Origin of the sequence: Parabacteroides timonensis (assembly GCF_900128505.1) — a bacterium.
Classification (GTDB): domain Bacteria; phylum Bacteroidota; class Bacteroidia; order Bacteroidales; family Tannerellaceae; genus Parabacteroides; species Parabacteroides timonensis.
Map to the genome: position 1 here is coordinate 1924958 of NZ_LT669941.1, position 13660 is coordinate 1938617.

The 13660-nt window shown below is 44.0% G+C and carries 10 protein-coding genes; 6 read left to right on the plus strand and 4 right to left on the minus strand.

Translation table 11 applies throughout. The features are described 5' to 3' along the window. Positions 1 to 36: 36 nt before the first annotated feature. The 3 genes from BQ7394_RS15410 to pheT form a co-directional block, all read right to left on the minus strand. The gene (locus BQ7394_RS15410) at positions 37 to 777 is read right to left on the minus strand and encodes a hypothetical protein (RefSeq protein WP_075558243.1); all 741 of its coding nucleotides are present in this window, start codon (positions 775 to 777) and stop codon (positions 37 to 39) included. Positions 778 to 899: 122 nt separating this feature from the next. Further along, positions 900 to 1631, minus strand: a complete 732-nt coding sequence (locus BQ7394_RS15415) for a YebC/PmpR family DNA-binding transcriptional regulator (RefSeq protein WP_075558244.1) — start codon at positions 1629 to 1631, stop codon at positions 900 to 902. Positions 1632 to 1666: 35 nt separating this feature from the next. Next, a complete protein-coding gene (pheT, locus tag BQ7394_RS15420; RefSeq protein WP_075558245.1) occupies positions 1667 to 4129 on the minus strand; it encodes a phenylalanine--tRNA ligase subunit beta in 2463 nt (820 codons plus the stop codon). 287 nt (positions 4130 to 4416) lie between these two features. Between pheT and BQ7394_RS15425 the strand changes: the two genes are divergently transcribed. Beyond that, positions 4417 to 6702 (plus strand): sensor histidine kinase, encoded by a 2286-nt coding sequence (locus BQ7394_RS15425; protein WP_075558246.1) that lies wholly within the window; start codon positions 4417 to 4419, stop codon positions 6700 to 6702. Here the strand turns inward: BQ7394_RS15425 and nrfA are convergent. Then, positions 6674 to 8161, minus strand: coding sequence for an ammonia-forming cytochrome c nitrite reductase (gene nrfA / locus BQ7394_RS15430; protein ID WP_075558247.1), 1488 nt, complete (start codon positions 8159 to 8161; stop codon positions 6674 to 6676). The two genes, BQ7394_RS15425 and nrfA, sit on opposite strands and share 29 nt — an antisense overlap. 169 nt (positions 8162 to 8330) lie before the next feature. On the opposite strand from nrfA, the gene trmD reads away from it, so the two are divergent. The 5 genes from trmD (at position 8331) to BQ7394_RS15455 (ending at position 13626) form a co-directional block, all read left to right on the plus strand. Further along, entirely contained in the window at positions 8331 to 9011 is a 681-nt protein-coding gene (trmD, locus tag BQ7394_RS15435; RefSeq protein ID WP_075558248.1) for a tRNA (guanosine(37)-N1)-methyltransferase TrmD, read from the plus strand. 297 nt (positions 9012 to 9308) lie between these two features. Next, positions 9309 to 10538 carry a 3-keto-disaccharide hydrolase gene (locus BQ7394_RS15440; protein WP_075560060.1) on the plus strand — a complete coding sequence of 410 codons (1230 nt, stop codon included), beginning with the start codon at positions 9309 to 9311 and terminating at the stop codon, positions 10536 to 10538. A gap of 29 nt (positions 10539 to 10567) precedes the next feature. After that, positions 10568 to 12082: a Gfo/Idh/MocA family oxidoreductase gene (locus tag BQ7394_RS15445; RefSeq protein WP_075558249.1), complete on the plus strand. Its 1515-nt coding sequence runs from the start codon at positions 10568 to 10570 to the stop codon at positions 12080 to 12082. 21 nt (positions 12083 to 12103) lie between these two features. Next, positions 12104 to 12958, plus strand: a complete 855-nt coding sequence (locus BQ7394_RS15450) for a sugar phosphate isomerase/epimerase family protein (protein ID WP_075558250.1) — start codon at positions 12104 to 12106, stop codon at positions 12956 to 12958. Positions 12959 to 13074: 116 nt separating this feature from the next. After that, positions 13075 to 13626, plus strand: coding sequence for an RNA polymerase sigma-70 factor (locus BQ7394_RS15455; protein ID WP_075558251.1), 552 nt, complete (start codon positions 13075 to 13077; stop codon positions 13624 to 13626). Positions 13627 to 13660 lie beyond the last annotated feature (34 nt).

The following is a 13660-nucleotide window of genomic DNA, read 5'->3' on the forward strand; positions in this document are numbered from 1 at the left end:
GATGAAGGCAAATATCCGGCAACATCCCTAAAGGGATTAGAATAATCTGCCGCAGAAGCGTATTTTCATTACCGGATAAACCGTCAGTTTATCCATGATCTTCGTGAAAGTATCGTCGCCGTCACCCAACGCACTACCCAGATCGCCGGAACTTGTATAAAGTTTAGGAGACCCATGGAACTGTACACCCAGTTCAAACTGTACACCGACACGCTTTTTAGGCACTGCACGTCCGAAACCGACACCCAGGTAAGGACGGAATCCCGATACCTTAAGACCACCGGATACGTTACCGTTCTTATCCACTGCAATCGTCTGGTCACCGATAACGATATTGGCATCGCCACCATTCTTTATGTATTCGGCCAGTTCATCGCTATGCCCGTCAATCTTCACCATCTTGGAACCACCGAAATAAGCACCGGCAGTAACGAAGAAAGAAGAACTCAGGAACGGATAATAATTGACCAGCAATTCACCGGAAGTACGTTTCGTACTACCCGTCAGGTCGATACTTGAAGTACGCTGACCCAATTCCGGATCAACCAAATCGACATCGGCATCGGTATTGATCTTTATCCCCGGCATAAACGATACACCACCACGAATTGCAAAATGAGGTGTAACAGGAGTTGCCACATCGACGCCGATACCAGTCGTACCGGCACTTACACCTACCGAAAGAGAATTGAAAATACCCAGCTCCTTTTGTGCTGAAGCCTGATTACACATTACACCGAGGCATACGAGAGCCCACAGAAAAATTACCTTTTTCATACAGATAGAGTTTAATAAAATATACTAGTCCGGCGCGAAAGTACAAAAAAACCCAATGACATAAAAAAAGTGATACCGGAATTACTCCGATATCACTTCCTTTTAACATATAAGACAGAAGATTACTCTTCTTCGCTGTCGTCTTCCTTGATATTATGGAATACATTCTGCACGTCGTCGTCTTCTTCCAGCTTTTCGATCAACTTGTCAAGTGCTTCACGTTGTTCGGCTGTCACTTCTTTCAGGTCGTTCGGTATACGTACGAACTCGCTGCTTGTGATCTCGTAGCCGTTTTCTTCCAGATACTTCTGGATAGCAGAGTTCTGAGAGAATTCGCCGTAGATAACTACTTCTTCTTCGTCCTCATCCACTTCATCCACACCATAGTCGATCAGTTCGAGCTCCAGGTCTTCCAGTGAAATGCCTTCCTTCTTTGCAATATGGAATACGCACTTATGGTCGAACAGAAATTCGAGGCTACCGCTTGTACCCAGCGAACCACCGTGTTTGTTGAAGTAGCTACGCACGTTGGCAACCGTACGGGTTGTATTGTCAGTCGCTGTTTCCACGAAGATAGCGATACCATACGGGCCGTATCCTTCATAATTCATTTCCTTATAACCGGAAAAATCTTTTTCAACAGCACGTTTAATGGCACGTTCCACATTTTCCTTCGGCATGTTCTCCTTCTTTGCATTCTGCATCAAAGCACGCAAGTGGGGATTGTTTTCCGGATCAGGACCACCGGCTTTTGCCGCAATAGTGATTTCCTTACCCAGTTTTGTAAATACACGGGCCATATTACCCCAACGTTTAAATTTTCTTGCTTTACGGAACTCAAACGCTCTTCCCATATTGTATGAATGTTTTTATTGTTATGAATTAATCATTATCTCAATGACGCACCCAGCTTGTCTTCCAGATTCTTCCGGATCTTCTGCATGATTGCATCGATTTGTTTATCGTTCAATGTCTTTGTCTCATCCTGCAGATAGAAACTTACGGCATACGATTTCTTACCTGCCGGCAGGTTCTTGCCTTCGTAAACGTCGAACAGGGATACTTCCTTCAACAACTTTCGTTCGCTGTCTTCTGCGATCTTTTGGATTTCAGCAAACTGAACCGATTTATCCAATAAAAGAGCCAGGTCACGTTTCACGGCCGGGAACTTGGAGATCTCGGAGAAAGTAACTTTGCTCTTCTTCGTTTCTTTCATCAGCAGCGTCCATGACAATTCTGCATAATAAACTTCGAAGTCGATATCCATCGCCTTACAGATCTTACGGCTCACGATACCGAAAGTACCCAACTGACGACCGGAAGCAGTTGTGATGCTAACACCTATCGAATAGATGTCATTGCTCAGATTTCCGAAAATCACTTTCTTGAGGTTTACTCCCAGGCGGACAAGGATATTTTCTACATAAGCTTTCAGTTCATATACGGTAGACTTTTCGTCGGCATGTGCCCAGCTGTTTTCTACACGGTCACCACACACCCATATTCCCAGGCGATAGTCTTCCGAGTATTCGGCCAGTGTGGCATCTTCTCTTTTCTTTTCTACATTGTAATCGTAGCAGTTTCCGAACTCGAAGAAACGGATATTGCCGTTCTTACGCTTGGCATTGTGCTCGATACTTTCCAGACCACCGAACAACAGTGTCTGACGCATACCGTTCAGGTCGGCACTCAGCGGGTTCATCAGCATGACGCAGTGAGACACCGGATAAGTAGTCAACTCATCATAATAAGCCGAACGGGTCAGCGAGTTATTCATGATCTCATTGAAACCTGAACCGCAAAGCTGTTCCGAGATCAGGTTTTGCAGATCGTAACTACGGTCTGTTGCTGTCTTGTAGCTCAGGTTCGACTTCACGCTATCGCTGAACTCAATATTATTATATCCGTAGATACGAAGGATATCTTCGATCACGTCTACATCACGTTGTACGTCGATACGGTAAACAGGTACATGGATAGTCAATCCCTCGGCTGTTTCAGAAACGATTTCCATTTCCAGACTATCCAGAATACTCTTAACCGTTTCTACCGGAATTACCTTACCTATCAGTGAATTTATCTTATTATAAGTCAGCTCAACCGTGTACGGTTTCATTGGAACCGGATATACATCCTGGATCGAACCGGTAATCTTACCACCTGCAACTTCCTGAATCAACAATGCGGCACGCTTCAATACATAGATTGTATTGTTTGCATCCAAACCACGTTCGAAACGGAAAGAGGCATCCGTATTCAGACCGAAACGACGGGCTGTCTTACGAATCCATGTCGGATGGAAGCAAGCTGATTCCAGGAACACATCGGTAGTCTGTTCCGTTACACCTGAATCCAGACCTCCGAATACACCACCGATACACATTGCATCTTCGGTGTTGCAGATCATCAGGTCGCGATCGGTCAACGTACGTTCAACACCGTCCAGGGTAACGAACTTCGTTCCTTCCGGCTGTGTCTTCACAATCACTTTATTTCCTTTAACCTTACCGGCATCGAACGAGTGCAAAGGTTGTCCCAATTCGTGCAGGACAAAGTTTGTCACGTCCACTACATTATTGATAGGACGCAGACCGATGGTAGTCAGGCGGTTCTTCAACCATTCCGGACTTTCTTTTACGGTTACGCCTTTGATTGTCACACCGGAGTAACGGGGACAGGCTTCTGTATTTTCTACCACGACTTCAATAGCCGGGGTTTCATCATCTATTTTGAAAGCGTCGATAGAGGGACGTTTCAGTTCCGTCGGCTTACCGTTTTGTTTCAGGTAAGCAGCCAGGTCGCGGGCAACACCGAAATGAGACGTTCCGTCCACACGGTTCGGAGTGATGTCCACTTCCAACACATAGTCGCTCTTTACATTATAATATTCCTTGGCAGGAGTTCCTACAACCGCATCAGCCGGGAGGACGATAATACCGGCATGGTCTGTTCCGATACCGATCTCGTCTTCTGCACAGATCATACCGTTTGACTCTACGCCACGTATCTTTGAACGTTTGATCGTAAAGACTTCGTCACCGTCATACAGTTTCGTACCGTTAACAGCAACAACCACTTTCTGGCCTGCTGCAACATTAGGTGCGCCACAAACGATCTGCAAAGGTTCTTCACCACCGACATTTACTGTTGTAATATGCAGGTGATCGGAGTTCGGATGTTCCACACAGGTAAGAACTTCACCGATAACCAGTCCTTCCAGTCCACCTTTGATAGTTTGAACTTCTTCCACTCCGCCGGTTTCCAAACCGATAGAGGTTAGTGCTGCTGATACTTCTTCAGGCTGTAAATCGAAATCAAGATACTCTTTCAGCCAGTTGTAAGATATATTCATTGTTCTAAAATTTATTCAATCAAGTTACTATGCGTCTGTGGCTTTCACCGCCAGCGGCAATTTGACTGGCAAAAGTACAAATAATAGAATAATTATTCAACGTGTGTGCCGACTTTATTCTTGCACGATTCTAAAAAACCATATAAATCAACAGTTATTATAACATTTCACACCCTAAATCTTTGTTCAATATAAAAATTCAGTCTAATTTAGAGGCGTAAATGAATGATCGAGGTCATAAACAGTAACACACTAGGGATAAAAACATATACTAAATCAACATTCTAATGTCAAATAGACTTCTCCATGTACCATATATATTCACTCTTGTCCTGTTTTGCTTTCTGAATAGCTCCTGCAAGCAAACAACCAGCCCAAAGCAGATAGTAATAATCCAGTCATACGAAGCTGGGTTCCCCGCCTATAAAGAAATAAAGAAAATATTTGCCGACCAGTTACAGAAAAGAGAGATTCAGGCAGAAGTGCATTCCATCTACCTGGATTGTATAAAAAAGACAGAGAAGAAACAAAAAATGTTCCTCTATGAGAAGTTGAATACATTGTCATCCCTGCATCCCGACATTATCCTGGCCTACGACGACCAGGCACTGAACGCATTACTGACCTGCGATCATCCTTCCGTCAAAACAACTCCGGTAGTCTTTACCGGTGTCAATTATCCCAACCTATCATTTATTCAGAAGTATCCCAACATCACTGGTTTTCATGACAAGCCGGATTATAAAACGAATATCGAACTGATCGAACAGCTTATCGGGAAATGTATCGTGGTACGGGTCACCGACGATATCTATTCAGATAAAATCATTCTGGATGATATGGATCAGCAGATAAAAGATATTTGCAAGACAAATAATATCTTCTCTACCGAAAAAATACGGCTGTCAGGGAAAAGCGGCATCTCACTGCCCAAAGATAAAAAGATCATACCGGATGCCATGTATATCAGTACGATCAACGGCAAATCGACCCGGTCATTACTGAAAGGCCTGGGCGAGAACTATTATAACAAAGCTTACCTGGCTGTTAAGAGAGATTACCTGACACTTTCCCTGGGACGATTCAGTTCTTTTCCGGGTTTTTCCGTTATTTCAGAAATGATCGGTCATAACTACGGGGTAATCGGAGGATATGTGACCACCCTGGAAGGGCAAACGATCGTGGCAGCCAACCGCATAGCCGATATATTGAAAGGAGCAGAAGTAAGCGATTTCCCTCAAATTACGGAAACAGCAAAAAAGTATATCTTCGACTATAAAATTCTCGACCAGTGGGATATTAGTCCCAGTAAACTTCCTGCCGGAAGTGAGATTATAAACATTCCTTTCTATGTACAATATCAGTCATATATTATATGTACATGTATAATATTAGGTATAGTGTTACTGATAATCATTATCTACCAACGGATATTATACAAAAGGGAAAATACACGTAAAAAAGAGATACAGGAAAACCTGAAACACGAAAAAGAGTTCATGTCTTTTGCCCTTGAAAGCGGTAATATCTTCACGTTCTGTTATAAAAACGGAGTCTTTTATTTCGATAAAGAATTCTATCATTACCTGGATATGCCCGAAAAGCCGATCAGTGCGGAAGAATTCAGCAATGCCATCCATGCAGATGAACAGGCTGATTTCCTGCTTAACCGTTATAAGCTGGATCATGGTTTCACTTCCCGGCAAATAACGAGAAGAAGATATGATTTCAATAAAAAAGGGCATGAATGGTGGGAGTTCAGGTATGCGCAAAATATAAAGTCATCACCGACCGATGAATATTCGGTTGAAGTAAACGGTCTTTGCCTCAATATCCAGCAAATCAAGGATACGGAATTAGACCTGATGAATGCCCTGAAAAAGGCAGAAGAGTCGGATAAGATGAAGTCTGCATTCCTGGCCAATATGAGCCATGAGATACGTACGCCACTTAATGCGATCGTCGGCTTTTCCCAATTGCTGGGTTCGGATATGGAATTGGACAAGGAAGAAAAGGACGAGTTCATCAGCCTGATAAACACGAACAATACGCTACTGCTTAAACTGATCAACGACATTCTGGATTTATCACGTATCGAATCCGGGCAAATCTCTTTTACTTATGCAGACTGCGACCTGAGCCAGCTGATAGATGAAATCTTCAATACACATAAGTTACTAATGCCTGACGGGGTTGAACTGATCAAAGAAACTCCGGAAAAGCCGGCTATCATCTACACAGACCGTTTCAGACTGACGCAGGTGGTGACCAATTTTATCAACAACGCGACCAAGTTCACATCGCACGGATATATCAAAGTCAAATATGAATACGACACAGACAATCAACATATTTTACTTTCAGTTGAAGATACCGGAAAGGGAATTCCTAAAGATAAAATAAACCAGGTGTTCGAACGCTTCCAAAAGCTGGATGAGTTCGCCAAAGGAACAGGCTTGGGATTAGCTATCAGCCTGAGTATCATAAAAACATTCAACGGGACGATCCTGCTCGAATCGGAAGAAGGGAAAGGCAGCAAATTCACTATTTCGCTACCCTATACTCCTCAATAAAACGTTTATTGGCTTTGGCCTCTTCAATCCATTCCGGTATGACGGTTTTCAGGAATTCGTCTTTCGCTGCCATTTCCGAACGGATATCCAGACCGACGTATTTCTGTGCTTTCTCTTTAGTAGAAAGATCGGGTATAGGAACCTCTCCGTCGTAACCGTATTTATCCAATACGTCCCTGATTATCATCCGCGCTTGCATCGTTTTATACAGGCCGTCCCCCAATATGCGTTCTACTTCCTGCGGAGCATGGAAAGCTGCGCCGTGCGAAGCAATAGCAAAGTCCCAACGCCACTGGGCACTACGAAGCAGTTTAAGAACCGGTTGCATCTGGCTTTCCGTTGCACCCCTATCCCAGGCACATTTGGCTTCGATATGTGCCTTTACCAATTCTTTCTCCACATGATTCCGTAATTCCATGACTTTATTCTGGCGGGTATATACATCCTGACGAAGTTCTTCCTCACTTTCACGATGGCAGGACTGGCATGTTTTATTTATCATCGCCAACGGACTTTGGATATGATGATTATTATATCCTCTTTCCTCCTCTTCCACAAAAGGCATATGACATTCCCCGCAAGAGACTCCACGGCGGGCATGAATACCCATTTGAGCCAGTTCATAATCCGGGTGCTGGGCTTTCAGCATGGGAGTTCTACTTAATTTATGGGTATAATCCGTAAAGTCTATCCGGTCATAGTAGTTTTCAATCGCTTCTACCGTATAGCCGGAGTCCCAGGGTAAAACAATCTCTTTATCTTCTCCTTTCAGATAATATTCCGAATGGCATTGAGCACAAACCAGCGAACGCATCTTCTGCTCGGAAGCATTCTCTATCGCATCACCTCCCCGTTTCAAAGCATCAGACAAAAACTGGCGTGGCACTCTCAACTCCATGCTTTCGGGGTCGTGACAGTCGGCACAACCGACAGGATTGACAACCTCCGATCCCCAGTCGTACCACTTCTTTCTATAAAAGCCTTGCGAACCGACTTCCCCCATCAACCGCGGAACATCGAGGCTTTTACATGACCAACATGCAGCCGGTTGAGGACCTTCACCTGCTTTCCGCGGAGCTCCGGTACGTAAACTATAACGAAGATCGTCAATAGCATACATATGTCCTCTTGGGGATAAATAACTTTTAGAAAAAGCATAGCCGGCCCACAGGATAACCATATCCGGACGCATCGCCAGGATGTCTTCCGCCTGATTCCCGTTATATAAACTTTTAAAAGTAGTATCGGTTGTGTTCTTCCAACTTTTATATTCGTTGGAATTCGACAAATGCAGTTCATCCGACAAAAAACTTTCACCCGTCTCTACATTCTCTATTTCATCTACAAATGTTATTTCCCCTTCATTTACAAAAGAATATGCGGTAGTCACTATTAAAATGGCTATTGCGACAGCAATCAATAATACGATAAAATGCCCTATACCTAGTGTGTTTTTCATTATATATTTATTTGCTGATACCGAATTCCACCTTTAATCCTGCAAAACCCGTTGATTTACCAGCCGTTTGATTCTGATTACAAAAGTAAGAAAAAGATATTATGAACCAACAGAATTTTGATAACTATAAAATAATACCGTATTTTGCACCGTAAATAAATGAACTTCTATGCGTATTGATATACTGACCGTATTACCGGAAATGATCGATGGAATGATTAATTGCTCCATCGTAAAAAGAGCACAGGACAAAGGCCTGGCAGAAATACACCTGCACAACCTAAGAGACTACACGACCGACAAATGGCGGCGTGTGGATGATTATCCTTTTGGCGGAGAAGCCGGGATGGTCATGCAGATCGAACCGATCGACCGGGCCATATCTGCTTTAAAAAGTGAACGGGAATATGACGAAGTCATTTATACATCCCCGGATGGAGAAACCCTCAACCAGCCCATGGCAAACAGCATGTCGCTACTGAATAATATGATTATTCTATGCGGCCATTATAAAGGCATCGACTACCGGATACGCGAACATCTGATCACTAAAGAGATATCTGTCGGTGATTACGTCCTGACCGGCGGCGAACTGGCAGCCGCTATTATTACCGATGCAGTGGTACGCTTAATCCCCGGGGTGATCGGTGACGAACAAAGTGCCCTCTCCGACTCTTTCCAGGATGATTTGCTGGCACCTCCGGTTTATACCCGCCCGGCAGAATATAAAGGTTGGAAAGTACCCGACGTCCTTCTCTCCGGCCATCAACGGAAGATTGATGAATGGCGGTTACAACAGGCACAGGAACGGACTGCACGCCTACGACCGGACCTACTGAAAGATAAATAAATCACAGATTATAAAGCCGACTCTAAAAATAACAAGAGCGGCTTTTTTTTATATAACCCTTAGCTCTATCGGTTTATAGGAGACACATTTCCATTACTTTTCTTCCCCTCACCATAGTTTGGATATTTCCCATTATCCTTTGGTTAAAATAAACAAAAAAGGTATTCATGTTGTAAGTAGGCCTAACTCAAATTTTGTCACTCTAGTAAAGTTTACATCATGAACATTTAATAAACTCAAACAATGGTAACAGAGAAATATTCAAATGAAATCTTTTTATCTCTCGCTGCTGTAATCATGTCGGTGTTTAGCGCATGCAACACACAGGAAAACAACAGCCTGACAGAAAAAGAAAAAGCAGAAGGATGGCAACTCCTTTTCGATGGAAAGAGCCTCGACGGTTGGCGGGACTATAACGGAACAGCTCTCACAGGTCCCTGGGAGGTGGTAGACGGAACTATACAAGCCAACGGGCACGGAAGTGATGCTAGCGGCTATATAGTGACAGATAAAATATATGAGAACTTTGAACTCTCGTGGGATTGGAAAATTTCTAAAGGAGGAAACAGCGGACTATTATACCATGTCGTTGAACGCCCTCAATTTGCAGTTCCTTATGTAACCGGACCCGAATATCAGCTGATCGACGATATAAATTTCGCAGAACCCCTGGAAGACTGGCAACGTTGCGGCGTGGACTATGCCATGTATTTACCGGATTTCTCCACAATCAAGATCAATCCGGCAGGAGAATGGAATAATTCCAAGATCATTTTCGATAACGGTCATGTCACCTATTTTATGAACGGGGAAAAGACTATCGAATTCGATGCCTGGTCAGACGACTGGTTCAACCGGAAGAACAGCGGAAAATGGTCGCATGCTCCGGAATATGGTTTGGCTCACAAAGGATTGATCTGCCTGCAGGATCATGGATATCCCGCCTGGTTCCGTAACATTAAGATAAAAGAACTTCCTCGCAAAACAAAAGAAGTCAGCTTATTCAACGGAGAAAACCTGGATGGCTGGGATAAATACGGTACCGAGTCATGGTATGTCAAAGACGGTCTTTTAATATGTGAAAGCGGCCCTGATAAACAATATGGTTACCTGGCCACCAGAGAATATTATGACGATTTCGACCTTACTGTCGAATTCAAACAAGAATCGGACGGAAACTCCGGTGTTTTCATCCGTTCGTTCGTGGAAGAAGATGTGAAAGTGAACGGATGGCAGGTAGAAGTTGCTCCTCCGGGCTTCGATACCGGAGGTGTCTATGAATCGTACGGCCGCGGATGGTTGATACAGATACCGGATGAAAAAGAAGATATCCTGAAATACGGGGATTGGAATACCCTGCGGGTCAGAGTACAGGGAGATAACGTACAAACCTGGCTCAATGGAAAAGAAATGATAAATATCCGGGACGAAAAAATCGGTGCCGGACAAGGACGCATCGCTCTTCAGATACATGATGGAGGAGGTATTAAGGTTCTATGGCGTAACCTCCGCCTGGCTACATTATAATCATATCGTTTACTTTAATAATAATAGTTATGAAAAACATTTCAAGAAGAAGTTTCCTGAAGACCGGGGCTGTGGCTGCGGCCGGTCTGACTATCGTTCCGGGATCCGTGCTCGGCAGAACTTTCGGGCATACGGCTCCAAGTGACAAACTGAATATTGCCGGTATCGGCGTAGGCGGTATGGGACGGCGTAACCTGGCGAATATGAACACGGAAAACATCGTGGCACTCTGTGACGTCGACTGGCATTATGCCGACAAGACCTTTAAAGATTACCCGAACGCCAAACGTTTTAAAGACTGGCGTGTGATGTTCGACGAGATAGGCAAATCGATCGATGCGGTGATGGTGGCTACCCCCGACCATACTCATGCAGGCGTAACCGCCCATGCCATCACGTTAGGTAAACATTGCTACACACAAAAACCGCTTACCCACTCTGTTTACGAATCGCGTTTACTGACCAGGCTGGCCAAGAAATATAAAGTAGCCACACAGATGGGTAACCAAGGCAATTCATTCGACTGGTGCCGCCAGATCGCTGAATGGATACAGGCTGGTATCATCGGTGAAGTATATGAAGTACATTGCTGGACCGACCGTCCTATCTGGCCGCAAGGACTAATGCAGCCTAAAGATATGCCTAAATGTCCGAAGACTTTGGACTGGGATCTCTTTATCGGCCCGGCACAGAAACGTCCTTATAATCCGGTATATACACCCTGGAACTGGCGTGGCTGGTGGGATTTCGGAACAGGTGCATTAGGCGATATGGCCTGTCATATCATGGATCCGCTCTACTGGGCACTCGACCTGAAATATCCGACCAGTGTTATCGGTAGCTCGACCTTAAGTAATTTATATTCTCCGCCTCATGCTCAGATCGTTACTTATACTTTCCCGGCACGTCCGGCAAAGGGAAGCGTCAAAATGCCGGAAGTAAAAGTTTACTGGTACGATGGCGGCCTGATGCCTCCCCGCCCTGAAGAATTGAAAGACGGTCAGATGATGGGAGATGAAAATGGGGGTATCATCTTTGTCGGTACCAAAGGAAAGATCATGACCGGCTGTTACGGAATGAATCCGACCCTATTACCCATTTCCGCCATGGAACATTTCAACCAGCCTAAACCGACTATCCCACGAATCAAGGGAGGCAACGGTGATATCTGGTCGACCAATGCCCATGAACAGGATTGGATACGGGCTTGTAAAGAATCGCCGGAAAACAGGACGGAAGCTTCTTCCAATTTCCAGTTCTCCGGTCCGTTCAATGAAATGGTCGTGATGGGGGTTCTTGCTGTGCGTCTGTCCGGTTTGCAAGGTTTACACCGGGAACTGCAATGGGATGGCGAGAATATGCGCTTTACCAATATATCTCCGACCGACAAAATAAAGATCGTAACGGTAGACGATTTCAAGGTAATAGATGGCGATCCTCGCTTCGACCGTCGTTTTGCCGAATTCAATGCAGCTGAAATGGCCAACGAATGGATCAAGCATACCTATAATAACGGGTTCTCTTTACCTGACATGCCTAAATAACTCAAATAGAATGAATAAATTATGATAAGACGAATATTCAACAGCTTATTGACAATGGTTTGTTGCCTGCTGGCTTTCTCGGCTCAGGCACAGACCAAAGCCGAAAAAAACGGCTGGCGCCTGGGAATACAATCCTATAGCTTCCATCTCTTTTCCCTGACAGAGGCATTCGACAAAACCCAGCAATTAGGTCTGAAATATATAGAAATATATCCCGGACATAAACTGGGCGGTACATGGGGCGACCGGGTTTTCGATTTCAACCTGGATAGCCAAACCCAGAAGGAACTGAAAGAATTGGCAGCCTCCAAAGGCATAAAAATTATCGGAACAGGCGTTTATGTCGCAGAGAAATCTTCCGACTGGGAAAAGATGTTCTGCTTTGCCAAAGCGATGGATATGGAATTCATCACTTGCGAACCGGCTCTCGAGGACTGGGACCTGGTAGAGAAACTCTCAAAACAGTATGGAATCAAAATATCCGTACATAACCATCCCCAGCCTTCTGATTACTGGAAACCGGAAAATCTGTTACAAGCGATATCCAGCCGTAGTCACTCGCTCGGTTCCTGTGCCGACGTCGGTCACTGGCGCAGGGAAGGATTGGATCAGATTGAATGTCTGAAGAAGCTGAAAGGGCGCCTGATCTCCCTTCACTTCAAAGATATCGCGCCTAAAAAAGCCGGCGAGAAAGAACAACATGATGTAATCTGGGGAACCGGTATACTTGATGTCAAAGGTATGTTGAAAGAATTACAATCACAGAAATTCAAAGGCGTATTCTCCATCGAATATGAATATAACTGGGATAATTCTGTTCCCGACATCAAAAAATGCATTCAGTATTTCAATCAGGTGACAGATGAAATTTTATGATCTGCAAAACTAAATTGCTTGCGAAGTCCGGGACTACTTCCCCTAGGGACTTCGCAGGCAATACCCGTCAATCATCAAAAACAGTAAGTAAAACGATTTCAAACATTCAAACTACAATGAAATCTGATGAAACAATAATTGCGCAGATCCAGGCTGGAAATATTTCTACATTTAATACGCTGTTTCATGTAGTATATATCCAATTATATGTTCACTGCCGTAAATTCATTTACGATCCCGAGATTGCAAAAGACCTGTTACAAAATGTCTTTCTCCGTTTCTGGGAAAAAAGAGAAGAAATAGATATCCATACCTCCTTAAATGCCTATTTACACCGATCTGTTCAAAATGAATGTTTAAATTATATACGAACTATGAAAACAACAGCAATCATCGAAAACAACGATTCCGGTCAGAAAACAGAAATTGCCGGGGATGCAAATCCACACTCAGAACTGACAATGCAGGAAATAGAACAAATAATGGAAAATACGATCGAACAATTACCGGATCAATGTAAATCGATCTTCAGGTTAAGCCGTATAGACGGCCTCAGGAACCAGGAAATAGCAGATCAGCTGGCCATCTCCGTCCGGACAGTGGAAACACAAATCTACCGGGCTCTCAAAATCCTGAAAAATAACCTGAAAGATTATCTGGCCTCCTAACAAATTTATAACACAAAATGAATCAGTCTTGTAA

Bases quoted from the DNA above. Each gene is read 5' to 3' on its own strand.
- trmD (WP_075558248.1), top strand. From the start codon at position 8,331: ATGCGTATTGATATACTGACCGTATTACCGGAAATGATCGATGGAATG.
- nrfA (WP_075558247.1), bottom strand. From the start codon at position 8,161: ATGAAAAACACACTAGGTATAGGGCATTTTATCGTATTATTGATTGCT.
- BQ7394_RS15450 (WP_075558250.1), top strand. From the start codon at position 12,104: ATGATAAGACGAATATTCAACAGCTTATTGACAATGGTTTGTTGCCTG.
- BQ7394_RS15440 (WP_075560060.1), top strand. From the start codon at position 9,309: ATGTCGGTGTTTAGCGCATGCAACACACAGGAAAACAACAGCCTGACA.
- BQ7394_RS15445 (WP_075558249.1), top strand. From the start codon at position 10,568: ATGAAAAACATTTCAAGAAGAAGTTTCCTGAAGACCGGGGCTGTGGCT.
- BQ7394_RS15425 (WP_075558246.1), top strand. From the start codon at position 4,417: ATGTCAAATAGACTTCTCCATGTACCATATATATTCACTCTTGTCCTG.
- pheT (WP_075558245.1), bottom strand. From the start codon at position 4,129: ATGAATATATCTTACAACTGGCTGAAAGAGTATCTTGATTTCGATTTA.
- BQ7394_RS15410 (WP_075558243.1), bottom strand. From the start codon at position 777: ATGAAAAAGGTAATTTTTCTGTGGGCTCTCGTATGCCTCGGTGTAATG.
- BQ7394_RS15415 (WP_075558244.1), bottom strand. From the start codon at position 1,631: ATGGGAAGAGCGTTTGAGTTCCGTAAAGCAAGAAAATTTAAACGTTGG.
- BQ7394_RS15455 (WP_075558251.1), top strand. From the start codon at position 13,075: ATGAAATCTGATGAAACAATAATTGCGCAGATCCAGGCTGGAAATATT.